Source organism: Streptomyces sp. NPDC002156, assembly GCF_053593675.1.
This window is the reverse complement of record NZ_JBSFDA010000051.1, coordinates 18,741-43,627: the sequence shown is the minus strand read 5'-3', so window position 1 is coordinate 43,627 and position 24,887 is coordinate 18,741. Positions and strand designations below refer to the sequence as shown.

Annotated in this window: 15 protein-coding genes; 9 read left to right on the top strand and 6 right to left on the bottom strand. The window is 70.5% G+C overall.

The annotated features are described in order from the left end of the window. Positions 1-18: 18 nt before the first annotated feature. Positions 19-840: a putative hydro-lyase gene (locus ACWCRB_RS21665; RefSeq protein ID WP_450997584.1), complete on the bottom strand. Its 822-nt coding sequence runs from the start codon at positions 838-840 to the stop codon at positions 19-21. Next, complete coding sequence (locus ACWCRB_RS21660; protein ID WP_450997583.1) at positions 837-2,156, bottom strand: MFS transporter; 1,320 nt, start codon at positions 2,154-2,156, stop codon at positions 837-839. The genes ACWCRB_RS21665 and ACWCRB_RS21660 overlap by 4 nt, the downstream gene beginning before the upstream one ends. A 166-nt stretch (positions 2,157-2,322) precedes the next feature. Here ACWCRB_RS21660 and ACWCRB_RS21655 point away from each other — a divergent pair, with 166 nt between their 5' ends. From ACWCRB_RS21655 to ACWCRB_RS21640, 4 genes are all read left to right on the top strand, one after another. Beyond that, a complete protein-coding gene (locus tag ACWCRB_RS21655) occupies positions 2,323-3,018 on the top strand; it encodes a GntR family transcriptional regulator (protein ID WP_405538733.1) in 696 nt (231 codons plus the stop codon). 100 nt (positions 3,019-3,118) lie between these two features. Beyond that, complete coding sequence (locus ACWCRB_RS21650; protein WP_450997582.1) at positions 3,119-4,645, top strand: hypothetical protein; 1,527 nt, start codon at positions 3,119-3,121, stop codon at positions 4,643-4,645. A 118-nt stretch (positions 4,646-4,763) separates the two neighbouring features. After that, positions 4,764-5,648 carry a hypothetical protein gene (locus ACWCRB_RS21645; protein WP_450997581.1) on the top strand — a complete coding sequence of 295 codons (885 nt, stop codon included), beginning with the start codon at positions 4,764-4,766 and terminating at the stop codon, positions 5,646-5,648. Between the two features lie 71 nt (positions 5,649-5,719). Beyond that, a complete protein-coding gene (locus ACWCRB_RS21640; RefSeq protein ID WP_450997580.1) occupies positions 5,720-10,462 on the top strand; it encodes a hypothetical protein in 4,743 nt (1,580 codons plus the stop codon). Positions 10,463-10,523: 61 nt separating this feature from the next. Here the strand turns inward: ACWCRB_RS21640 and ACWCRB_RS21635 are convergent, their stop codons facing one another. The 4 genes from ACWCRB_RS21635 to ACWCRB_RS21620 all read right to left on the bottom strand — a co-directional run bounded on the left by ACWCRB_RS21635 (position 10,524) and on the right by ACWCRB_RS21620 (position 16,257). Next, a complete protein-coding gene (locus ACWCRB_RS21635; protein ID WP_450997579.1) occupies positions 10,524-12,089 on the bottom strand; it encodes a GMC family oxidoreductase in 1,566 nt (521 codons plus the stop codon). Positions 12,090-12,105: 16 nt separating this feature from the next. Beyond that, on the bottom strand, positions 12,106-13,677 hold the full coding sequence (locus tag ACWCRB_RS21630; RefSeq protein WP_450997578.1) for an APC family permease: 1,572 nt from the start codon (positions 13,675-13,677) through the stop codon (positions 12,106-12,108). Between the two features lie 168 nt (positions 13,678-13,845). Continuing rightward, positions 13,846-15,306 carry an aldehyde dehydrogenase family protein gene (locus tag ACWCRB_RS21625; protein WP_450997577.1) on the bottom strand — a complete coding sequence of 487 codons (1,461 nt, stop codon included), beginning with the start codon at positions 15,304-15,306 and terminating at the stop codon, positions 13,846-13,848. Between the two features lie 378 nt (positions 15,307-15,684). Next, positions 15,685-16,257, bottom strand: a complete 573-nt coding sequence (locus ACWCRB_RS21620; protein ID WP_450997596.1) for a hypothetical protein — start codon at positions 16,255-16,257, stop codon at positions 15,685-15,687. A gap of 423 nt (positions 16,258-16,680) precedes the next feature. On the opposite strand from ACWCRB_RS21620, the gene ACWCRB_RS21615 reads away from it, so the two are divergent. Genes ACWCRB_RS21615 through ACWCRB_RS21595 form a run of 5 tightly spaced genes read left to right on the top strand, consistent with a single transcriptional unit; the run spans position 16,681 to position 24,822 of the window. Then, positions 16,681-19,722, top strand: coding sequence for a nitrate- and nitrite sensing domain-containing protein (locus tag ACWCRB_RS21615; protein ID WP_450997576.1), 3,042 nt, complete (start codon positions 16,681-16,683; stop codon positions 19,720-19,722). Beyond that, positions 19,719-20,159 (top strand): roadblock/LC7 domain-containing protein, encoded by a 441-nt coding sequence (locus tag ACWCRB_RS21610; RefSeq protein ID WP_369032108.1) that lies wholly within the window; start codon positions 19,719-19,721, stop codon positions 20,157-20,159. The genes ACWCRB_RS21615 and ACWCRB_RS21610 overlap by 4 nt, the downstream gene beginning before the upstream one ends. 9 nt (positions 20,160-20,168) lie before the next feature. Continuing rightward, positions 20,169-20,564 carry a DUF742 domain-containing protein gene (locus tag ACWCRB_RS21605; protein ID WP_450997575.1) on the top strand — a complete coding sequence of 132 codons (396 nt, stop codon included), beginning with the start codon at positions 20,169-20,171 and terminating at the stop codon, positions 20,562-20,564. Positions 20,565-20,588: 24 nt separating this feature from the next. Continuing rightward, complete coding sequence (locus ACWCRB_RS21600) at positions 20,589-24,236, top strand: hydantoinase B/oxoprolinase family protein (RefSeq protein WP_450997574.1); 3,648 nt, start codon at positions 20,589-20,591, stop codon at positions 24,234-24,236. After that, positions 24,217-24,822, top strand: a complete 606-nt coding sequence (locus ACWCRB_RS21595; protein ID WP_450997573.1) for a GTP-binding protein — start codon at positions 24,217-24,219, stop codon at positions 24,820-24,822. Before ACWCRB_RS21600 ends, ACWCRB_RS21595 begins: the two co-directional genes overlap by 20 nt. Positions 24,823-24,887: the final 65 nt, after the last annotated feature.

Sequence of the window (24,887 nt, the reverse complement as noted above, 5' to 3'; positions counted from 1 at the left end):
ACTCCTGTCACGCTCCGGTCAGGCGACGCGGTACTGCTCGTCGCGGGTGTCGGTGAGGAACATCTGGCCCGGCGCGTGGGTGATGGCGAAAGGCGGGCGGGAGGCCATCACCGCGGCCTGCGGGGTCACTCCGCAGGCCCAGAACACCGGGATGTCGTCCGGCGCGAGGTCCACCGGATCGCCGAAGTCCGGACGGCCGAGGTCGTCGATGCCGAGCCCCGACGGGTCGCCGCAGTGTACGGGGCTGCCGTGCACCGCCGGGAGCAGACTGCTCTCCCGGATCGCCGCCGCCAGATGCTCCGGCGGCACCGGGCGCATGGACACGACCATGGGGCCGTGCAGCCGCCCCGCGGGCCGGCACTGGCGGCCGGTCACGTACATCGGGACGTTGCGGCCCTGCTCGATGTGCCGGATCGGGACGCCCGCCTCCGCGAGCGCCCACTCGAAGGTGAAACTGCACCCGATGAGGAACGTCACCAGGTCGTCGCGCCAATGGGCGAGCACGTCCGTGGGCTCGTCCACCAGCTCGCCGTCCCGCCAGACCCGGTAGCGCGGCAGGTCGGTGCGCAGGTCCGCGCCCTCGGCGAGGACGGTGGTCCAGGAGCCGGCGTCCGTGACGTCCAGGACCGGACAGGGCTTCTGGTTGCGCTGGCAGAACAGCAGCATGTCGTACGCCCAGTCCGCGGGCACCGAGATCAGGTTGGCCTGGGTGTGGCCGGCCGCGACGCCCGCGGTGGGGCCCGTGAGGCCCGCGCGGAAGCGGGCTCGCGCGGTTTCCGGGCTCCACGCGTGCGCGTGCTCGTCGACGAGGGACAGGGGGCGGTCTTCCGTACGGTTCACTGGAGTTCCTTCCCTTGGGTCTCCGGCAGCCCGAGCAGTGCCAGGGCGGCGATGACGTACCCGATCGCGCCGAAGACCAGCGCGCCGCCCACACCCCAGCTGTCGGCCAGGAAGCCGACCGTGGTGGGGAAGACGGCGCCGACGGCCCGGCCGGTGTTGTAGGTGAAGCCCTGTCCCGTGCCGCGAACGGCCGTCGGGTACAGCTCGCTCAGATAGGAGCCGAAGCCGCTGAAGATCGCCGACATACAGAACCCGAGCGGGAAACCGAGCACCAGGAGAAGGGTGTTGGAGCCGTTCGGGATGTTCGCGTAGGCGAGGATGCACAGCGCCGAGAGGACCGCGAAGAGCCAGATGTTGCGCCTGCGGCCGATCCGGTCGGTGAGGTAACCGCCGGTCAGATAGCCGATGAAGGCCCCGGAGATCAGGAACGTGAGATACGAGCCGGTGCCGACGACCGACAGTCCGCGCTCCGTCTTGAGATAGGTGGGCACCCAGGTCGAGAGGGTGTAGTAGCCGCCCTGGACGCCGGTGGACAGCAGGCCCGCGAAGATCGTGATCCGCAGCAGTCCGGGTGCCTCGGGTGTGCCGGGCCTGAATATCTCCTTGAAGGAGCCCTTGTTGGGGTTCTTCTCGCGCTCGGCGACCGCGCGGGGCGCGTCCTGCACCGAGCGACGCACCCAGACGACGAGCAGCGCGGGCAGGGCGCCCGTCCAGAACATCACGCGCCAGGCCAGGTCGTCGTCGAGGAACGAGAAGACCATGGTGTAGACGATCACGGCCAGACCCCAGCCCACGGCCCAGGAACTCTGGATCGCGCCGAGCGTACGGCCGCGGTGCTTCGGGCTCGCGTACTCGGCCACCAGGATCGCGCCGACGGCCCACTCGCCGCCGAAACCGAGGCCCTGGAGTGCGCGGAACACCAGCAGGGTCTCGTAGTTGGGCGCGAAGCCGCAGGCCACCGTGAAGACCGCGTACGTGATCACCGTGATCATCAGCGCCTTGACCCGGCCGATTCGGTCCGCGAGTACGCCCGCGCCGGCGCCGCCGATCGCGGAGACGACCAGGGTGACGGTGGTGAACAGTCCGGTCTGACCGCTGTTCAGACCGAAGTACGCGGACAGGGCCACCATGCTCAGCGGCAGCGTGAAGTAGTCGTACGAGTCCAGGGCATAGCCGCCGAACGCACCGCCGAAGGCGCGGCGACCGCGCGGGCCCAGCGCCCGCAGCCAGGCGAACGCGCCTTCGTCGACGGCGGGTTCACCCGATCCGGGGCGGGATTCGGTGGTCAGGGCCTGCGGTGGAGGGGTCGTGCTCATGGGCACCTCGCAGTTGAGGGACGGAGGGTGCTTCAGGAATGAGCAGTGCGGGAGCGGTCGGCACCGCGTGGATCCGGCGGTGCCTGTCCAGCAAGGTAGAGGATCGTTGAACGATCCCTCAATACCCATGTTGTTTCGTTCTTGTATCTACGGTTGAATTCCAGGCATGGCAGAGCAGTTGACGGGACTGGCCGACGACCGCGCGCTCCTCGGGCGCACCAGCACCGCCGAGCGGGTCTCGGACATCCTCAGGAGCCGGATCGCCGACGGGTACTTCCCACCCGGGACCCGGCTCTCCGAGGACAGCATCGGAGGCGCGCTCGGCGTCTCCCGCAACACGCTGCGCGAGGCGTTCCGGCTGCTCACGCACGAACGCCTGCTGATCCACGAGCTGAACCGAGGCGTCTTCGTACGGGTCCTCACGGTCGAGGACGTCGAGGACATCTACCGCACCCGCGCCCTCGTCGAGTGCGCCGTCGTCCGCGGCCTCGGTGAGCCGCCGTACGCCCTGGAGAACCTCGCCGCGGCCGTCGAGGAGGGGCAGCGGGCGGCGCGCGAGGGTGACTGGAAAGGGTTGGGTACGGCCAACATCCACTTCCACCGTGAACTCGTCGCGCTGGCCGGTAGCGCCCGCACCGACGAGCTGATGCGCAGCGTCTTCGCCGAACTTCGCCTGGCCTTCCACGTCGTGGACGACCCGCGACGCCTGCACGAGCCCTATCTCGCGCGCAACGAACAGATACTGCGGGCACTCCAGGAGGGCGACCGGGAGCGGGCCGAGGGGCTGCTTTCGGTCTATCTCGACGACTCGCTCGAACGGGTTGTCGAGGTCTATCGGCGGAGGGTGGGCGAGGACGGCTAGGTGGCGCGTGGTGCGGGCCGGGCTGCTCGTGGCGCGGTGACGGCGGGTCGCTTCTGAGTCGTTTGGGCCGTTGTCAGACCGAGGACCTAGTCTGTGCAGCGTGACTTCGCCTGCATCGACGGACAGCGTTCCGCCCCAGCTCAGCGCGGGGCCGCGCCCCGCTCCGGGCCCGGCCGCCGACGAGGGACTGGCGCGGCGCCTGCGCGCGCTCGCCTGCACCGCCCCGCTCCACGACCTGGACGCGCGCAAGGCGAATCTCGCGGGCGAGTACTCGGTGTACGGCATGGCGGAGGTGGCCCTCGCGGCCATCGACCTGGTCACCCTGAACATGGACTTCGACACCGGCGCCGACCACGACCAGATCGTCGCCCGCCTCATCCCGCGCATCGCCGCCCAGGCCCCGCAGCGGCCCGTCACCGAGCACGAGCGTGTCGCCCGCTGGGTCCTGGAGAACCTGATCAACGTCGGCAGCGTCGACCGCGGCTTCCGGGCCGTATACGGCACGTTCGCACCGGACGGTACGTATGTACGCCGTGACTACGACTTCAAGCTGATCGAAGAGGTCCCGGGATACGGCGGAAGCGTCTACCTCCGTACGACGGATGAGGCGGTCAACGTACTCGTCGGGGCCCTCGACACCGACGTCACCAGCGCCCAGATCGCCGCCGAGGTCAAGCTGGAGGTGCTCATCAGCCGGGGCCGGCTGGCCGACGCCCAGCTCGCCGCGGAGCAGGCCCGCTACCGGACCGTCCAGTACTCGGAGGTCCTGCGGAGGGCGCTGGACGCGACCCGGCGGAACGTGCGCGCGGTGGACTGGCTCCAGACCGTCCCCGACATGATCGCCGAGGCGCTCGACCATGTCGCCGACCGGTATCGCCACGAGAACGCGATCCTGACCAACATCCGCAAGGCCCGTGACGAGTCCGAGGACCCGGAACAGAAGCGGCGCGCCGCCGAACTCGTCGACATCGTCAAAGACTGCATTCGCCGGCACACGCAGCTCCAGTCCAGGCTGCTGGAGGCGGGGCCGCTGTTCCGCGCGGAGCAGGACCGGCAGGCCTTCGCCACGCCGATGACGTCGTCGGGGATAGACCTGTACGGCCATCTGGTCTCCCCGGTTCTGCCGTTGCCCCTTGAGCAGGCGGTGCGGGTCACGGACGCGTTCTTCGCGCGCGGGACGGGGCTTCGTACGCCGGTGTCGGTCCGGGTCGGCGACCTCGTCGACATACTGCTGACGCCTCCGCTGGAACGGGAGCATCTCGGGGCGGAGATGCCGGAGCCGGACCTGATCGCCACGCCCGACGACAGCCGGTTCAGCGAGGAGCAGTTGGCGGCGGCCATGGAGTTGCTGGATCTGCCCGCGGACGCTCCTCGGCGGTTGTCGGGGTTGTTGGCTGAGGCGCGCCTTCGGGATGCGGAGCTTCCCTATCTGGTGGCGTTGTTGGCCGTTCATGCGGCCAGCCCGCCGGTGGGGACGGCTTATCGGCAGGGTGAGGAGAAGTTGTTGTTCGCTGTCGATGACGGGACGGAGTTGGACGATCCGGAGTTCGGGGGCGCTGATCTGATTGTGGGGATGGCGTTGCTGGATGCGGTGGGGATGGCCGCGGGCCGTTCTGAGGCGGCGTGATGTTTTGTGGGTCGTTCGTCGGCTTGCGGCCGGTGGGGGCTTGTCGCGCAGTTCCCCGCGCCCCTAAAGGCAAGCCTGCCCGCGCCCTTGTCTGCATGAACTGTAAGGAGCCTCAACCGTGAACGAGTCGGTCGAGTGGAGTGAGGCGGAGACTGTTGCCGCGCCGGCTGTTGCTGCCCCTGTGACTCCTGCCGACGCCGCCGATGCGGCGCGGCTGGTTGCCTTTGGGCTTCAGCCCAAGTTGCAGGCTGCTCGGGATCAGGAGTACGCCGAGTTGTTGCGGCGGTATCGGGAGGACTCGGCCTTTGCGCGGCTCGCCGACGCTGTTGCCGCCGGGCTCGGGCTGGTCGTGCTGGAGGTGTCCCCGCGCGCGGGGATGGCAGTCACCGCTGCCGAGGACTCCGTCTTCGCCGTGCGGATGGGCGACTACGCCCGTCGTACGTCCGCCGACGGGTCGGACCGGTTTCTGCACGGGCTCGCCCATCTCGCCGTCGCCGCCATGGCGTTTCCGCGGCCCGAGGATCTCGCCGACGACGGCTACATCGGGCGCGTCACCGTCAACGGGGTCGAGGCCTTCGTACGGCAGGCCTGTCGGCGGCTGGAGGAGCGGGCCGAGGCGCAGGGGGAGAACACCGACCCGGCCAGTGACGCCCCGGGGCTCGAGGCCGCCTGGCGGATCTGGATGAGGCGGAGTGCGACGGGGGCCACCAAGGACGCGCGCAGACCGGCGAGTTCGACCACCGGCATCGTCGGCAAGGCCGTCGCGTTCCTCACCGACTCCGGCTTCCTCCAGCGGACGGGTGACGACAACGGCGGTACGTATCGGACGACGGCTCGTTACCAGCTCCAGGTGCGGGACATGGCAGGCAACGCCGCCATGGCCGAGCTGCTCGAACTGGGTGTCGTGCCGGTCACCGACGGGACACCGACGCTGCTGCCCGCCGAGGAGACCGACGACCTGGAGCTGGTGGCCGACGCCGGACTGCCCTTCCACCACTCCTGACCGCCGCTCAGACTCCCATCCGGCCCAACACCCTCAACCCGACTACTTCCTTACGACTACGAGAGTCCGCCATGTACGAGCTGTCCCGGGTCCGCCTCTACTCCATCGGTCCTGCCGGTGCGCGCTACGCCGACACCGTGCTTGACCTGCGGGGCGTCGGCGAGCCGGTGCCCGACCCCGCGCCCACCCAGGCGGAGTTCTTCGAGGACGAGCCCGTCGGACCGCCGCGCCGGCCCGCGCCCGCGGGCGTGCTCTTCCTGGAGAACGGTGGCGGCAAGTCCGTACTCCTCAAGCTGATCTTCTCCGTGATGCTGCCGGGGCACCGCAACACGCTCGGTGGGGCCAGCTCCGGTGTGCTGCGGAAGTTCCTGCTCGCCGACGACTGCGGGCATGTGGCCCTGGAGTGGCAGCACACGCTCACCGGTGAGCTGGTGGTGGTCGGCAAGGCGAGCGAGTGGCGGGGGCGGCAGGTCTCCAACGATCCACGGAAGTTCGCCGAGGCCTGGTACTCCTTCCGGCCCGGCCCCGGGCTGAGCCTCGACAACCTTCCCGTCGCCGAGTCCACCGCCGTACGGCCGCCGGTGGAGGGCGCCTCCGGGGCCCAGGGGCGGCGCCGGACGATGAAGGGCTTCCGGGACGCGATCACCGAGGCGGGCAAGGCGTATCCGCACCTCGAAGTGCACTGGGAGGAGATCCACGACCGCTGGATCGAGCACCTCGGGGAGCTGGGTCTCGACCCCGAACTCTTCCGCTACCAGCGGGAGATGAACGCCGACGAGGGCGAGGCCGCCGGCCTCTTCGCGGTCAAGAAGGACTCCGACTTCACCGACCTGCTGCTGCGCGCGGTCACCGACACCCGGGACACCGACGGGCTCGCCGATCTGGTCGGCGGCTTCGGTAACAAGCTGGGGCGACGGTCCGAACTGATCGCCGAACGGGACTTCACCGCCGGGTCCGTGGACCTGCTCGGACGGATCGTCGAGGCCGCGGAAGCACGGTCCCGCGCGCGGGACATCCACGCGGGCGCGGAGCGGCGTACGCGCACGCTCGCCCGGCGACTGTCCGCGCGGGGTGTCCAGGAGCGCGTCCGGGCCGGCGATCTCGCCCAGCGGGTCACCGCCGCCGCGTACGCCGTCACCCACTCCGAGGGCGGGCGGGAACGCAGTGCGCTGATCGCCGCCGAACTCGCCTTCCGGCACGCCTCGCTGGCACTCGCGGCCGCGGAGAAGACGGCCGCCGCGCAGAAGCGCGAACTCGCCGACGCGCGCACCATGCACTCCGCCTGGCAGGCCGCCGAGGTCTTCTTGCGGCACCGAGCCGCCGCCGACCGCTCCGCGCGCGTGGCCGTCGCGATCCGCGAGGCCGAGCTCGACGCGGCCCCGGCGCTCGCCGCCCGCGCCAAGGCCGCCGTCGACCTCGTACGGGCGCTGCACTCGGCGGCGGAAGGCGCGGAAGCCCTCGCCAACGAGGAGGAGGAGCGGTCCGCCGTCCTCCAGGAGGCCGGCGAGGCCGCGCACCGGGACTCGACCGGCGCCGCCACCGAGGCACAGCGCGCCCGCAGCGAGGTCGGGCATCTGAAGCAGCGGCTCAGCGAGGTCGAACAGGAGACCGCCGAGGCGGTACGCGCGGGCTGGCTCGACGACAGCGCTCCCGACGCGGATCCCGCGCGGGCCGCGCTCGCCGCCAGCGACGCCGAGAAGACGGCCGTCGAGGCCTGGGACACCACCCGCGAGGCCTCCAGGCGGGCCTCCGAGCACGCGCGTGAGGCGGCGTCCGCCGAGTCCCGCGCGGAGCTGACGGCCGCCCGCGCGGCGGACGCCGCCACGGCTGCCGAGCGCGCGTACGACGCCGAGCAGCGCACCGCCGAGGCCCTGGCGGGAGAGGAACGGCTCGCCGAGCTGCTCAGCCTGCCGTCCGTGGGCGGGGCACGGCAGCGGGCCGCGCTGCCGCACCAGCATGGTGCGAGCGAGGGTGAGCGCCGCGGGGCTACGGCCGCGGGTGCTGACGTGGACGCGGCCGGTGGGGGTGGGAAGGGCGCCTCCCGGGCCCTCGACGAAGGTCCCCTGACCCCAGAGGAACTGGACCGCTTCGCCGACGAACTCCGCGAGCTGCTCGACGACGGTGTCACCTCCGCCGAGCGGCAGCTCTTCGAGCTGCGGACCGCCGCGGCCGACGACGCCCGGATCCTTGGCGCACTCGGTGATGGCGGATTGCTGCCGCCCGGCCCCGACGTCCTGGCCACCGTCGAGTTCCTCGGCGAGCACGGCATTCCCGCGCTGCCCGGCTGGCGCTATCTCGCCCAGGCCGTCGACCCCGCCGACCACGCGCGCGTGCTGGCCGCCCGCCCCGAGCTGGTCGACGGTGTCGTCATCACCGACCCCGGCACGCACGCGCGTGCCCGTGAGGCACTCGCCGACGCGGCCCTGCTGCCCCGGTCGGCCGTGGCGGTCGGTACGGCGGCCGCCCTCCTCGCCCCCACCCCGGCGCCCGGACCGGGCGACGGCGACGTGTTCCTTGTACCGCCGAACCCGGCCATGCACGACGAGCACGCCGCCGACGAGGAGCGGCAGGCGCTGCGGGCCCGGGCGGGGGAGCGGGAGGAGGAGATCCGTACGCTCGCGGCGCGGCTCGGGAAGGACCGGGAGCTGGCCGCACGGCTCACCTCCTGGCGTACGGGCTGTCCGGCCGGGCGGCTTGTCGAGCTGGCCCAGGCCGCTCGCGATGCGCGGGCCTTTGCCGAGGAGGCCGAGGCCGAGCTGGCCGAGGCGCGGACCGTGCGGGTCGAGGCCGACGAGGTGGCCGGCGAGGCGTCCCGTGTGCGGGACGAGCGGCAGGAGGCCGCCCAGCGGGCCCGGCGCGCCGCCGACGCGCTCGCCGGACTCGCCTACCGGCTGCGCGAACGCGCCGGCTGGCAGGTCAAGGTGCGTGAACTGGCCGACGAGGCCGTCGAGTCGGAGGCCCGCGCCCAGGTCTGCCTGGAGCGTGCCCGGTCCGCCGACGAGGACCGGCGCGCCGCCCAGCGCGCCGCCGACGACGCGCGCCGCACGGCCCGCGCCCTGCGCGCCGAGCGCGCGGAGATCGCGGGCGCCCCCGATGACGTACCGGATGCTGACGAGGACGCCGCGAGGTCGTCGCTGCCCGCCCTCCGTGAGGCCTACCGGGCGGCCTCCCAGCTCTACGAGAAGGTCGGCGTCGGGGCCGACCTGCGGGCGGAGCAGGCGCGGGCCGAGAGCGATGAGAGCGCCGCGCGCGCGGAGCTGGACCGGCTGAGTAACAAGGTGCGTACGCGCGCCGAGCAGATGCTCCTGTCGCCCGACGGGTCCGACGGGCCGTCCCGACAGGCCGCCTCCGCGCGCGCGGAGGAACTGGTACAGCTGCTGGAGACCCGGGTGTCCACCGCCAGCGAGCAGCTGGGGCGGCTGCGCGGCGAGGCCGAGCGGCACGCGCCCGAGGACGGCGAGGCGCACACCGAACTGGCCGAGGAACTCGTCCCGCGCGACGCCGAGCACGCCCAGGTCCTGCTGCGCACCGCCACCGCCGAACTGGCCTCCCGCACCGAGGCGTTGACCCAGGCCAGGGAGGCGCACGCCGAATTGCTCGACGCCCATCGGGCGGCCGAGGACGCGGCCTCCGGGTTCGACGAGATCGCCGCCATGCTCCGCGACCTGCTGCGCGAACACACCTCCGACGACGATCAGGAGGCCCAGGAGCCCTACCCCGGCAGCCCCGAGGAAGCACGGCAGTCGGCCGCCGAGGCCCGCCGCTCCCTGCGCGGCTGTGCCGCCGACCTGTCCGCCGCCGAGGGCGCCGTGCGCGAGGCGAGCGACATCCTCGTACGGCATGCCAACTCCACGCGGTACGAGGCGGTACGCACTCCCGCCCGCCAGCAGATCCGCGAGCTGCCCGCGTCCGCGCTGCCCGAGCACGCCCAGAAGTGGGCGGACGCCTTCGCGCCCCGACTCCGGGTCCTGACCGACGAGTTGGCGCAGCTGGAGCGGAACCGGGACTCGATCGTCGACCGGTTGCGCGGGCTCGTGGAGTCGGCGCTGGCCACCCTGCGGTCCGCCCAGCGGCTGTCCCGGCTGCCTGAGGGGCTCGGCGAGTGGTCCGGGCAGGAGTTCCTGCGCATCCGGTTCGAGGAGCCCGACCAGGCCACGCTCACCGAACGGCTCGGCGAGGTCATCGACGAGGCCACCCGCGCGGCCGTGAAGAAGAACTCCGACCTGCGCCGGGACGGCATGTCCCTGCTCCTGAGGGGCGTCGGCGCCGCCCTCCAGCCCAAGGGCATCGCCGTCGAGATCCTCAAGCCCGACGCCGTACTGCGCGCCGAGCGCGTGCCCGTCGGACAAATGGGCGACGTGTTCTCGGGCGGCCAGCTGCTCACCGCCGCCATCGCCCTGTACTGCACAATGGCCGCGCTGCGCAGCAACGACCGGGGCCGCGACAAGCACCGGCACGCAGGCACACTGTTCCTGGACAACCCCATCGGCCGCGCCAACGCGACGTACCTGTTGGAACTCCAGCGAGCGGTGTCGGACGCGCTGGGTGTCCAACTCCTCTACACCACAGGCCTGTTCGACACGACCGCCCTCGCCGAGTTCCCCCTCGTCATCCGCCTCCGCAACGACGCCGACCTCCGCGCGGGCCTGAAGTACATCAGCGTGGAGGAACACCTCCGCCCGGGCCTGCCGCAGCAGCCCGTGGAGGGGGAGGGGGACGCGGTGCACAGCGAGATCACGGCGACCAGGATGTTCAAACGCCCGACACAGCCAATTCCCCCCGCACAGTCAACTCCCTCAGGGGCAACCCCCTAGGGGCGCGGGGAACTGCGCGACCAGCCACGATGGCGCCGCAGTTCCCCACGACCGCACCCCCCTAGGCGTCCCCTTTCAAAAGGTCAGCGCACTTCTCTCCGATCATCATCGTCGTAATACACGGATTCACCGACACCAACTCCGGCATCACAGACCCGTCAGCAACCCGCAACCCTTCAATCCCCTTCACCCGCAACCGCGCATCCAGCGGAGCCGACACATCATCATCCGCACCCATCTTCACCGTGCAGGCCGGGTGATAAACGGTGTTGTGGGTCTTGTGGATGTAGTCCAACAACTCCTCGTCGGTCCGGACATCCGGCCCGGGCGCCAACTCCGCCCCCGCCCACCCGCTCAGCGCCGGCTGCGCGGCGATACGACGCGCCAGCTTCAGCCCGTACGTCATCACGCGCGCATCGTGCTCGTGCGTGAAGTACCGCGGATCGACCATCGGCTTGTCCCGGTAGTCGCGGGTGCGCAGCCGCACCGTGCCGCGCGACTTCGCCCGGGTCACGTTGGGAGTGAGGCAGAACGCGTTCTCCGAGGTCGGATAGCCCCAGCGCGCCGTGTTCATGTCGAACGGCACCGAGCCGTAGTGGAACATCAGGTCGGGCCGGTCCAGGCCCGGTTCAGTGTCGTAGAAGATGCCCGCCTCCCACCACTGACTGGACGTCGTGGTCATCGGCTGTTTGGCGTCCCACATGATGACGCCCTCAGGGTGGTCCTGGAGGTTCTCGCCGACGCCCGGCGAGTCCACGACCACTTCGACGCCGACCTCGCGCAGCTGCTCGGCCGGTCCGATGCCGGACAGCATCAGGAGCTTCGGGGTGTCGATCGCGCCACACGACACGACAACCTCGCGGCGCGCCCGTACGGTCCGGGTGTGGATGAGATCCGGGTCGAGATACTCGGCACCCACGCAGCGACGTCCGTCCAGCACGAGCCGCTTCGCCCGCACCCCCGTCCGTACCTCCAGGTTCGGCCGCTTGTCCATGACCGGGTGGAGATAGGCGACGGAGGACGACTGACGGATGTTGTTCTCGTCGGAGTTGATCTGGAACCAGTTGGCCCCGCGGACCACGGTGTCGCCGGTGTTGAAGGGCGTGATCGGGATGCCCGCCTGCGCGCACGCCTCCAACAGGGCATTGCCGCACGGGTCCTCGCCCTTCAGCGTACGGAGCTTCACCGGCCCGGTGCGGCCGTGGTGGTCGCCGGGGGCGTCGTTGGTCTCCAGGCGCTGGTAGAGCGGGAAGAGGTCGGCCGCGCTCCAGCCCGTACAGCCCGCCGCCGCCCAGTCGTCGAGATCCTCGGCCGGGGCCCAGAAGGCGATGCAGGAGTTGTGGGACGAGCAGCCGCCGAGCACCTTCGCACGGGCGTGCCGCATGAAGCTGTTGCCGCTGGACTGCGGTTCGACCGGGTAGTCCCAGTCGTAGCCGGACTCCAACAGGCCCATCCAGCGCTCCAGTTTGAGGACGTCGTCGTCGCCGACGTCGCTCGGGCCCGCCTCCAGCACGCACACCGTGACGGCCGGGTCCTCCGAGAGCCGCGCCGCCACCACGTTTCCCGCGGTGCCACCGCCCACCACCACATAGTCGAACTCTTCGGTGTTCAGGAGTGGTTGGTCCATGAGTGGTTGACCTCCTTCAGTCGGCCGCCGGAGCGGTGAGGGGACCGGCCGACCCGGCCGAGGGCTCCTCGAAACGGTGTCCGGCGAGCACACCCGTCCGGTGCCGCTGGATGAACCAGTAGTAGGCGAAGCCGCCGCCCGCGATGATCGCGACGAACAGCACTGCGCCCCACTGGAGGTACCAGTGGAAGGGGGCGGTCGCGTTGTAGACCTCGGCGCGCGGCCAGATCAGGTTGGTCGTCATGGCCGCGCCCCAGACGACGGCGCCGATGTTGACGAGCAGGCCCCAGCGGCCCAGCGAGAACTTGCCGTCACCGGCCGGCTGCCACTTGCCACGCAGCCGTGCCACCAGCATCGGCCCGGTGACGCCCAGATAGGCGAGGTAGATCATGATGATGCCGATGCTGGTGACCACGGTGAAGATCTGCGGCTGGCGGATGTTGACCACCAGGATCGCCAGCGCGAGGATACCGATGATCACGGCGGGCAGTACCGGCGTCTGGAAGCGCGGGCTGACCTTCGCAAGCAGCGAGGACGCGGGCAGGTTGTTGTCGCGGGCCATCGCGAACGCCAGCCGGATCGCCGCCGTGTGGACGGCGAGCGCGCAGACGGTGACCGCGATCAGCACGCACCACAGCATCGCCTTGCCGGCCGTGGACCCGAGGACGTCGAGCACGATGTACTGCAGACCGTCCGTGGACAGCTGTTCGCCCTTCAGGCTGGAGACGCTCATCAGCGCGAGGAGCAGAATCAGTCCGCCGAGGACGAAGGAGGCGACGATCGCCCGGATGATCGCGCGCGGCGCGTTCCGGGACGGGTTCACGGACTCCTCGCCGAGCGAGGCGGCCGTGTCGAAGCCGTACATGACGTAGGCGGATGCCAGGGAGGCCACCAGGAACGCGCCGAGGTAGCCGGCGCTGTGGCTCGCGCCCGTGCCGTTGGTCTCCAGGACCACCTGCGGACCGCGCGTGATGTGCACGGCGAACAGGACGATCAGTACGACCGTGGCGACGAGCTCGATGAAGACGCCCGCGGTGTTGATCGTGGCCATCAGCTTGACCCCGAAGGCGTTCACCACGGTCGTGAACAGGATCAACACCGTGGCCAGGATCACCGCGTTGGTCGCCACGTCGTACTTTCCGGTGCCGTCCCCGACGATCTGGAACACGTCGGAGATCTGCGGAAGCGTGAGCTGGTAGGCGAGCGCCACCGCCGCGATGGACACGATCGAGGCGATCAGCATCATCCAGCCGGCCAGCCAGCCCAGATGCGGATTGCCGATCTTCTTCGACCAGTTGTAGACCGAGCCGGCCACGGGATAGCGGGCGGCCAGTTCCGCGAAGCAGAGCGCGACCATGAACTGGCCGACGAACACCATCGGCCACGACCACCAGTAGGCGGGACCGCCGCTGCCGTAACCGAAGTAGAAGAGTTGGAAGGTGCCGGTCAGGATCGAGATGTAGCTGATCCCGGCCGCGAAGGTGTGGAAGTTGCCGAGGGTGCGCTTGAGTTCGGGCTTGTAGCCGAACTCGGCGAGTTCGGCGTCGTCCGTGTGCCCTGGGCCTGTGGGTTTTTCGGTCGTAGCCATGAGCGGACTCCTGGTGGGCCTGGGGGAGTGGGAGGAAGCGGAGCGGCTCGTTGCGGGTGCCGGGATCAATGGGGCGGGATCAATGAAAGCGCACATTCACGACGTGCGGAGGGAACGACGTACGAGGGGAGTGGCAGACGTGGGGTGGGGTGGGTCGTGGGGCGGGGGCTACGAGAACCAGCCCTGCGGCGAGGGATCGGTGTTCCGCCAGATGTGCTTCGCCTCGCGGTACTCGGCGAGTCCCGAGGGCCCGAGTTCGCGGCCGAAGCCGGACTGCTTGTAGCCGCCCCACTCTGCCTGGGGGACGTACGGGTGGTAGTCGTTGATCCACACCGTGCCGATCCGCAGACGGGCCGCGACCCGCTGGGCCTTGGCCTCGTCGGTGGTGAAGACGCCCCCGGCGAGCCCGTACACGGTGTCGTTGGCGAGCCGCACGGCCTCCGCCTCGTCCGTGAACCGCTCCACCGTGAGCACCGGACCGAACGACTCCTCCTGTACGACGGTCATCCGGGCGTCGCACTCGTCGAGCACCGTCGGCGGGTAGTAGAAGCCGTCGTCGAGCCCCTCGGGACGCGCCCCGCCGCAGCGCAGCACCGCGCCCTCGGCCAGGCCCTGGGCGACATACGCCTCGACCTTCGCGCGATGTGCCTCGGAGATCAGCGGGCCGGTCTGCGCCTGTTCGTCGAACGGGCCGCCGAGCCGGATCAGTTGGGCCCGTCGGACGACCTCGTCGACGAACCGGTCGTGCAGCGAGTCCTCCACCAGCAGCCGGGCCCCGGCCGAACAGACCTGCCCGGAGTGCAGGAACACGGCGGTGAGCGCCATGTCGACGGCCGTGTCGAAGTCGGCGTCGGCGAACACGATGTTGGGGTTCTTGCCGCCGAGTTCGAGCGCGACCTTCTTCACCGTTCCCGCTGCCGCGGCCATCAGACGGCGGCCGGTCTGGAGCCCGCCCGTGAAGGAGAGGAGGTCGACGTCCGGATGGTCGCCGAGCGGCGCGCCCGCCTCCGGACCGGCGCCGAGGACGAGGTTGGCCACGCCCGCGGGCAGTCCTGCCTCGTCCAGGAGCCGCATCAGGTGGATCGCGGAGTGCGGAGTCAGCTCGCTCGGCTTGAGGACGAAGGTGTTGCCGGCCGCGAGGGCCGGGGCGACCTTCCACGCGGTCTGGAGGAGCGGGTAGTTCCATGGGGTGATCAGCGCGCAGACACCGACCGGCTCGTACACGACCCGGCTGTCCACGCTCGGCGAGCCGGTGTCGATGACCCGCCCGGTCTCGCTCGCCACGAGCCGCCCGAAGTAGCGGAAGCAGTTGACGATGTCGTCGATGTCGTACGCGCTCTCCACCAGCCGCTTTCCGGTGTCGAGGGACTCGGCGCGGGCCAGGACGTCCTTGTCGCGGACCATGAGGTCGGCGACGCGCAGCAGCAGGTCACCGCGCTCACCCGCCGGCGTACCCGGCCACGGGCCCTCGTCGAAGGCACGGCGGGCGGCGGCGATCGCCTCTACCGTGTCCTTGCCGCCCGCCTCGTCGACGACACCGACCAGTGAACCGTCGGCGGGACAGCGGATCTCCCGGGTGCGCTCGTCGAGCGCGGACCTCCACGCACCGCCGATGAAGAGTTCGGGCATGTTCTTGTTCCTCCTGGTCAGCGCCGTAGTAAGGCGCCCTTGCGGCTGGGCGCCTCCCCGGCCGACGACGGTTCATGCCGAATGTGATCTTCGACACGTCAGCTGGAGGCGGTCGATGTACCCGGCCGGAGGGAGTGCCTTCGTCTCTGGAACCCATGTGCTGTTCGTCCGGCACCAGCACACCACCCTTCGGGCGCGACCGCGATGCCATTGCAGGCGGCGTCCACTCATAAGGGGCGCAAGTGTGTGCGATTACTTAGTGGTGAGGTGCTGACGGAGCGGGTGCCGAGGGCTGCGCTGCCGAGAGGGGTGAACGCCTGGACGTCCTCGCGGAACTCGATGCCGCCGCCCGCGGAGGCGCGACGGCAATCGGGGGCCTCAGGGGTGCGACAACTGCCCGGAACCGCCGCCCTGCCTGGCTATCCGCTCCTGGGTCCGGGCGGCAGCCCGAACCTGCCGCCGGGCCTTGCGACGCTCACGGCGCAGTGCCCGTGCCGTGCTGCTCGGGGTCGACACCACGCCGTTGCGCTGGTTCCAGACCTGGCGTGTCACCCACACGTCGAGCGCGGCCCAGGTGGCAACCACCGTGCTGGCCACACTGCTGAGCACCATCGGGAAGGCCAGCCAGGAACCGGCCAGCGTGCACAGGAAGGCCACCATCGCCTGGATCAGCGTCACGGCGATGACGAGCACCGCCCGTACAGCCGCCGTGCGCACCGGATCCGGCAGCCGGCGCCGACGCGCGGGCTCCTCCACCCACAGCTGTCGATAGGAGGGCTGTGCGCTGATGCTCCCGTCCACCGCGCTCCCTTCCCTTTCGCCCGTGCTCACCGGCACGTCGCGCCCGTCCGCCGTCGCAAGGCCGTCATCAGGCGCTTCGGGACCACGGACCGCCGTCACCGGTGCCGCAACGTCGTTCTCGAGCGCTTCGCGTCGTTCCGCCGTGCCCATCACGTGCCACTCCCCACCGCCCGGCAAGACCGCCCGTCCCGATGTCTGTGGACACCGGCTCCCCAGTGGTTGCCCGGCTTGCACTGTTCTACGCCGCCCGGACGCGGGTTTGCGGACCCCGCTGACGGTTCCGCTGCCCACTTCCTATGTACAAAGACGAACGACGTGTCTCGAAGATTCCCATCAAACGCAAAAATCCAGCCAAACGGTCAGGTTGGCCGACGGCCGCCGTCCTACGGCCGATGCCGGATTCGTGGAGGCAATCTCCCGTAATGATCGGACAACTCGCCATCTCTCGCCAGCAGGACGGAAGTTCAGCCTCCGGACAGGTCTTCGAGTTCTCTGTGGGTCAGTAGTAGGCTCACGCCGATTATTGACGCACATGTGTACCCCCGCGCTGGCGGGGGCGAGCTGGGGGAGGCCATGCGCTTTCGCGGGAAGTCCATCCGCCGGAAGATCGTGGCGCTGCTTCTCGTGCCGCTGGTGTCCTTGACCGCGATCTGGGGCTTCGCCACGGTGCTCACAGGTCGTGAGGCGGCCGAGTTGTTCAATGTGTCGTCGATCGTGGAGAAGGTCAGCTACCCCACGGAGGACGCCGTGCGCGTGCTCCAACAGGAGCGCCGACAGACCCTCGTCTACCTCGCCGACCCCCGTGCCTCCGACGCGCTGGCTGCTCTTCGGCGCAGCCGCAGCGCCACCGACGACGTCATCGGCGAGATCCGTGACAACGCCGATAAATCCGACGTACGCAACTCGATCAGCGACAGTGACAGCGAGCGCCTCAGCGCCGTCCTGGAGGCGTTCGACGGCATCGACCCGTTGCGCCGCAGCGTCGAGGAGGGCACCGTCACCCGGTCCCAGGCCCTCGACCTCTACAACCGCCTGGTCGACCCCTGTTACGTCCTGCTCGCCAACCTGCACATCATCGACAACCTCGAGATGGACAAGCAGGCCCGCGCCCTCGTCAACACCGCCCGCGCCCGCGAACTGCTCTCCCGCGAGGACGCGTTGCTCGGCTCGGCCCTGGTCGTCGGCAAGGTCTCCCGCGACGAATCCCGCGACATCTCCGACCTCGTGGCACAGCGCACCGTCATGTACGACGTCAGCCTGCCGCTGCTCCCGCTGTCGGACCGCGCACGCTACGAGCGGTTCTGGAAGAACGCCTCCACCGCACCGCTCCGGGTGGCCGAACAGGCCGCCATCGGCGCCGAGTCCGGCCGGCCCCGCGGCGTCACCGCGAAGAGCTGGGACACCACCGCGGGCGATGTCCTCGACGAACTCCGCAAGCTCAACGACCAGTCGGGCGACCGCTATCAGGACCGGGTCCGCCCGGTCGTCATGGGCGTCATCGTCAAAGCCGTCGTCGCCGGCGTCCTCGGACTGGTCGCCCTGCTGTTCTCCCTCGTCCTGTCCGTACGCATCGGCCGTGCCCTCATCCGCGACCTGCGCCAGCTCCGCCTTGAGGCCCACGAGGCATCGGGCGTGCGGCTGCCCAGCGTGATGCGCCGTCTGTCGGCCGGCGAACAGGTCGACGTGGAGACCGAGGTACCGCGCCTGGAGTACGACAAGAACGAGATCGGCGAGGTCGGCCAGGCCCTCAACACCCTCCAGCGCGCCGCCGTCGAGGCCGCCGTCAAACAGGCCGAACTCCGCTCCGGAGTCTCCGAGGTCTTCGTCAACCTCGCCCGGCGCAGCCAGGTCCTGCTGCACAAGCAGCTCACCCTGCTCGACACCATGGAACGCAGGACCGAGGACACCGACGAACTCGCCGACCTGTTCCGCCTCGACCACCTCACCACCCGCATGCGCCGGCACGCCGAAGGCCTGGTGATCCTCTCCGGAGCGGCCCCCTCCCGGCAGTGGCGCAAGCCCGTCCAGCTGATGGACGTCGTACGCGCCGCCGTCGCCGAGGTCGAGGACTACGAGCGCATCGAGGTCCGCAGGTTGCCCCGGATGGCCGTCACCGGCCCGGCCGTCGCCGACCTCACCCACCTCGTGGCCGAACTCCTGGAGAACGCCACGGTGTTCTCGCCCCCGCACACGGCCATCCAGGTCCTGGGCGAACGGGTCGCCAACGGGTTCACCCTGGAGATTCACGACCGGGGCCTGGGCATGGCGGCCGAAGCACTTCTCGACGCCAACCTGCGACTCGCCGAGACACCCGAGTTCGAACTGTCCGACACGGACCGGCTCGGCCTGTTCGTCGTCAGCCGGCTCGCCCAGCGGCAGAACGTCCGGGTCTCCCTCCAGCCGTCCCCGTACGGCGGCACCACGGCCGTCGTCTTCGTCCCCGACGCACTCCTCACGGACGACGTCCCGGACACCAACGGCATCGGCTTCCGCCTGGACCGCGCCCAGCCCTCCAAGGAGGCCGCGTTCGAGGAGGGCCGCAAGGCCGCGCTCTCCCCGGGACCTGTGCGCCTCCCCGGCCTGCCCGCCTCGCTCATCGACGGCCCGGTCGAGCTGGAAGCGCCGGTCGACCTGGACGCCCTCGACGACTTTCCCGGTTCCTTCGGCGACGCGGACGGCGAGCAGGGCGTTTTCCTTCGGCCACGCCGCTCGATCACCGGAGCGACGGACGAAACGGGCGACCTCCCGGTCGACCCACGCCAGCAGTTTTCCGAGGACCGGAGCCAAACCGCCCCCGACAGTGCGGTCGGCCGGCCGGACGACGCCGTGGCGCTGCCGCGCCGCCGGACGCCCAAGCTGGTCAGCTCCCACGGCCGTCCGGTCACGGACCAGCCGTCCCGGCGCATCCCGGCCCCATCGGACGAACAGCCCGACAACGCTGGTTCGTCGGACCCGGACGCCCTGGCCCCGCTCCCGGCCCGCCGCCGGGGCGAGACACCGGTCCGCCGGTCCGGCGGCGGTTCGGGTGACGGTTTCGGCGACCGCACGGAACCTCCGGTGCGCGGTTGGGACAGGCGAGGGGAAACCGCCGCGCGGGGCCTCGACGGCCGCGCGGACTCAGCAGGCTCCAGGTCCTTCACCGACCGCATGGAGCCGCCCGCCTCACGCTTCGGCGACCGATCTGTCACCGACCGTCCCGACGCGCCCTCCCGTGGCGCGGGCGGACGAGCGGAGGCCGGCCGCAACGGCCTCGGCGACCTGTCGCCGGAAGCGCCGGCCCTCCCGCAGCGAGACCGGCGCGGTGGCTCTGGCGGGACCGCCTCCCACCCCGGTGCGGCGGCGGATCCGGCCGCGTCCGGTACGGCTGGGCTGCCCCGCCGCGTACGCCAGGCGAACCTGGCTCCGCAGCTGAGGGACGGCCCGGAGCGGCGGGCCGAACGGGCGAAGTCCCGTACCCAGGACGGAGCCGACCTCTTCGACCGCGATGCCGACCAGGTCCGCAGCCGCATGGCTTCGCTGCAGCGTGGTTGGCAGCGTGGTCGTGAGGAGAACGCCACGGGCGAAGACGCCCAGGACGGCACAGCACAAGGAACGACTAAGGGGGACGGTCGATGACCGCACCGAAGGCGACCGGCCAGAGCGCGAGTGACAAGGCGTCCGGCGAACTCAACTGGCTCCTCGACGACCTCGTGGACCGGGTGGCCAGCATCCGCAGAGCGCTCGTGCTCTCCGGCGACGGGCTGCCCACCGGGGTCTCCAAGGACCTCAGCAGGGAGGACAGCGAACACCTGGCCGCCGTGGCCTCCGGCTTCCACAGCCTCGCCAAGGGCGTGGGACGTCACTTCGACGCGGGCAACGTCCGCCAGACGGTCGTCGAACTCGACGACGCCTTTCTGTTCGTGACGGCCGCCGGGGACGGCAGCTGCCTGGCCGTGCTCTCGGACGCCGACTCGGACGTGGGCCAGGTCGCTTACGAGATGACTCTCCTGGTGAAGCGTGTCGGTGTGCATCTGGCGGCCGCTCCGCGCACCGATCTGCCCGCAGGCGGGTAGTGAGATGACATGAGCGGAGACGGTCAGCCCAGAAGCCACTGGTTCGACGACGAGGCCGGACCGGTCGTCCGTCCGTACGCCATGACGCGGGGCCGCACCAGCCATTCGGCCCAGCACCGCCTGGACCTGATCGCGGTGGTCGTCACGGAGGCGCACGCGGACGATCCGGAAGCGGACCGCATGCTGTCCCCGGAACACGTGGACATCGTCGAACTCTGCCGTGACGCCCCCCAGTCGGTCGCCGAACTCGCTGCCGAGCTCAATCTCCCCATCGGCGTGGTGCGGGTCCTCATCGGGGACCTCGTGGACGAGGAAATGGTCCATGTGACGCGCCCCGTACCCCCCGCCGAGCTGGTGGACGAGAGTATTCTGCGCGATGTGATCAACGGCCTCCGGGCGCTCTGAGCAGCGCGGAAGCGGGGTAGAGACGTGACAGGCTGGCAGTTCTGGGTCGACCGTGGCGGTACCTTCACCGACATCGTCGCGCGGCGCCCGGACGGCGGCCTGGTCACCCACAAGCTGCTGTCCGACAACCCCGCCCGGTACGCCGACGCGGCCGTCGCAGGCGTACGCGAGCTCCTGGGGGACTCCCCGGAGCCCATCGAGGCCGTCCGGATGGGGACGACTGTCGCCACGAACGCACTCCTCGAACGCAAGGGCGAACGCACCCTCCTCGTCGTCACCCGCGGTTTCCGCGACGCGCTGCGCATCGCCTACCAGAACCGCCCCCGCATCTTCGCCCGCCGGATCGACCTCCCCGGGCCGCTCCACGAACGGGTCGTCGAGGCCGACGAGCGCATCGCCGCCGACGGCACCGTCCTGCGCGCCCCCGACCTCGACGCCCTCACCGGGCCGCTCCAGGAGGCCTACGACGACGGGATCCGCGCCGTCGCCGTGCTCTGCATGCACAGCCACCTCCACCCCGCTCACGAACAGGCCATCGGCGCCCTGGCCGCCCGCATCGGCTTCCCACAGATCTCGCTGTCCAGCGAGGTCAGCCCGCTCATGAAGCTTGTCCCGCGCGGGGACACGGCTGTCGTCGACGCCTACCTGTCGCCCGTCCTGCGTCGGTACGTCCAGCATGTCGCCGACGAACTCCAGGGCGTGCGGCTGATGTTCATGCAGTCCAACGGAGGCCTCACCGAAGCCGGCCAGTTCCGCGGCAAGGACGCCATCCTGTCCGGACCGGCCGGCGGCATCGTCGGCATGGCCCGCATGTCCCAGCTCGCCGGATTCGACCGCGTCATCGGGTTCGACATGGGCGGCACCTCCACCGATGTCTCGCACTTCGCCGGCGAGTACGAACGCGTCTTCACCACCCAGATCGCCGGTGTCCGCCTGCGCGCCCCCATGCTGGACATCCACACCGTCGCCGCCGGCGGTGGCTCCGTCCTCCACTTCGACGGCTCCCGCTACCGCGTGGGACCCGACTCCGCGGGCGCGGACCCCGGCCCCGCCTGCTACCGCGGTGGCGGCCCGCTCACCGTCACGGATGCCAATGTCGCCCTCGGGCGCATCCAACCAGCCCATTTCCCCAAGGTGTTCGGCCCCGACGGCGACCAGCCCCTCGACGACAGCCTCGTCCGCGACCGCTTCGCCGCCCTCGCAGGCGAGATCCGCGAACGGACCGGCGACGACCGCACCCCGGAGCAGGTAGCCGAGGGCTACTTGCAGATCGCCGTGGCCGGCATCGCCAACGCAGTCAAGCGGATCTCCGTACAGAAGGGCCACGACGTCACCCGCTACGCCCTCACCACCTTCGGTGGTGCGGGTGGGCAGCACGCCTGCAGGGTCGCCGACTCGCTCGGTGTCCGGACCGTGCTGGTGCCGCCCATGGCCGGTGTTCTCTCCGCGCTCGGTATCGGACTCGCCGACACCACGGCCATGCGTGAACAGTCCGTCGAGGCACCCCTGGAACCCGCCTCCATGCCCGGTGTCCTCAAGACCGCCGAAGACCTGGAGGGCGCCGCCCGGGCCGAACTCCTCGCCGAGGACGTCCCCGAGGACCGCATCCAGGTCACCCGGCGCGCCCAGCTCCGCTACGACGGCACGGACACCACCCTGACCGTCGGGCTCGGCGAACCCGACGCGATGAAACACGCCTTCGAAGAACGTCATCGCGCCACGTACTCCTTCACCCTCGACCGCCCTGTGGTGGTCGAAGCCCTCTCCGTGGAAGCCACTGGCATCACCGAACCCCCCGATCTCTCCGCTCTCACCGCATTCGAATCCCGCACCACCGCCCCGGAGACGGCCGCCCTCCACACGGGCGGTGCCTGGCACGACGTACCCCTGCACCGCCGCGAGGAACTGCCTCCCGGCGAGACGGTCACCGGCCCGGCGATCATCACCGAGGCCAGTGCCACGACCGTCGTCGACGACGGCTGGCAGGCCGCGACGACCGACGACGGGCATCTGGTCATGGAACGCGTGGCGATTACGCAGAGTTCCGATCTCGGCACAGAAGTCGATCCAGTTCTGCTGGAGGTCTTCAACAACCTCTTCATGGCGATCGCCGAACAGATGGGCGCCCGACTGGAATCCACCGCCCAGTCCGTCAACATCAAGGAGCGTCTGGACTTCTCCTGCGCCCTCTTCGACCCCGAGGGAAACCTGGTCGCGAACGCGCCCCACATCCCCGTTCACCTGGGATCCATGGGGACGAGCGTCAAGGAGGTCATCGAACGCCGAGGCGACGGCATGCGGCCGGGCGACACATACGCCGTCAACGATCCGTACCACGGTGGCACCCACCTCCCGGACGTCACCGTGATCACCCCGGTCTTCGGCGCAGGGCGGACGACAACAGGCAGCGGCGACACGGAGAGTGACCGCATCCTGTTCTACGTCGCCTCGCGTGGACACCACGCCGAGATCGGTGGGATCGCCCCCGGCTCCATGCCGGCCGACAGCCGCACCATCGACGAGGAGGGCATTCTCTTCGACAACTGGCTGCTCGCCGAGAACGGCCGCTTCCGCGAGGAGGAGACCCTGCGGCTGCTCACCGAGGCGCCCTACCCCTCCCGCAACCCCAGGACCAACCTCGCCGATCTGCGCGCCCAGATCGCCGCCAACCAGAAGGGCGTCGACGAAGTCGCCCGGATGATCGACAACTTCGGCCTCGACGTCGTCCAGGCATACATGAAGCACGTCCAGGACAACGCCGAGGAATCGGTGCGGCGAGTGATCGACACCCTGGAAGAGGGCGAGTTCGCCTACGAGACGGACTCGGGAGCCGTCATCCGGGTCCGTGTCTCCGTGGACCGCGAAAAACGTTCAGCGACGGTCGACTTCACCGGTACCTCCGCACAGCTGAGCAGCAACTTCAACGCCCCCTTCGCGGTGGTCAACGCGGCCGTCCTGTACGTCTTCCGCACCCTGGTCGACGACGACATCCCCCTCAACGACGGCTGCCTGCGCCCGCTCGACATCGTCGTACCGCCCGCTTCCATGCTCGCCCCCGAGCCGCCGGCCGCCGTCGTCGCGGGCAACGTGGAAACCTCACAGGCCATCACCGGAGCCCTGTACGGGGCGCTCGGCGTCCAGGCCGAGGGCTCCGGGACGATGAACAACGTGACCTTCGGCAACGAGCGGTACCAGTACTACGAAACCGTCGCCTCCGGGTCCGGCGCGGGCGACGGTTTTCCGGGCGCGTCCGTCGTCCAGACCCATATGACCAACTCGCGGCTCACCGACCCCGAGGTCCTGGAGTGGCGACTGCCCGTCAGGCTCGACGAGTTCGCGGTACGGCACGGCAGCGGCGGTGCGGGACAATGGCGCGGTGGAGACGGGGCGGTGCGCCGTCTCCGGTTCAACGAGCCGATGACTGTCTCGACTTTGTCGCAGCACCGCAGGGTTCCGCCGTACGGTATGGCGGGCGGCGAGCCGGGCGCGCTGGGGGCCAACCGCGTGGAGCGTGCGGACGGCACGGTCACCGTGCTCGGCGGCAGCGACTCGGCGGACGTCGGCCCCGGCGACGTACTCGTGATCGAAACCCCCGGCGGCGGGGGCTACGGCCCACCGCCGACCGACCCCGAACAAGCAGGAGAAGAGATCGATGATCTTCGGGCGTTCTGAGCGCGGCAAGCCCCCGGTCGAGCCCGTCACGCTCAAGATCCTCGTGGCCGGCGGATTCGGCGCGGGCAAGACGACCCTCGTCGGCGCGGTCAGCGAGATCAAGCCGCTGCGCACCGAGGAGTTGCTCACCGAGGCGGGCCGCCCGGTCGACGACACCAGCGGGGTGGAGGGCAAGCACACCACCACTGTGGCCATGGACTTCGGCCGCATCACGCTGCGCGAGGACCTGGTGCTGTACCTCTTCGGGACGCCCGGACAGGACCGCTTCTGGTTCCTGTGGGACGAGCTGGCCACCGGCGCCCTGGGGGCGGTCGTCCTCGCCGACACCCGCCGTCTGGAGGACAGCTTCGCCGCCGTCGACTACTTCGAGCGGCGTTCCATACCCTTCCTCGTCGGCGTCAACTGCTTCGACGGAGCGGCTCGTTACCCGTCGCAGTCCGTCCGGGCGGCGCTCGACCTCGACGCCAGTGTGCCGCTCCTGCTGTGCGACGCGCGCGACCGGGAGTCGGTCAAGGAGGTCCTCATCGGAGTCGTCCAGCATGCGATGGCGTACGCGGCCGACCGCCGCGCGACCGTCACCACCTGACGGCCCTTCACCGCCCCGCACGTGCACGGCCCGTACCCCCGCCGACCGGGGTTCGGGCCGCGGTC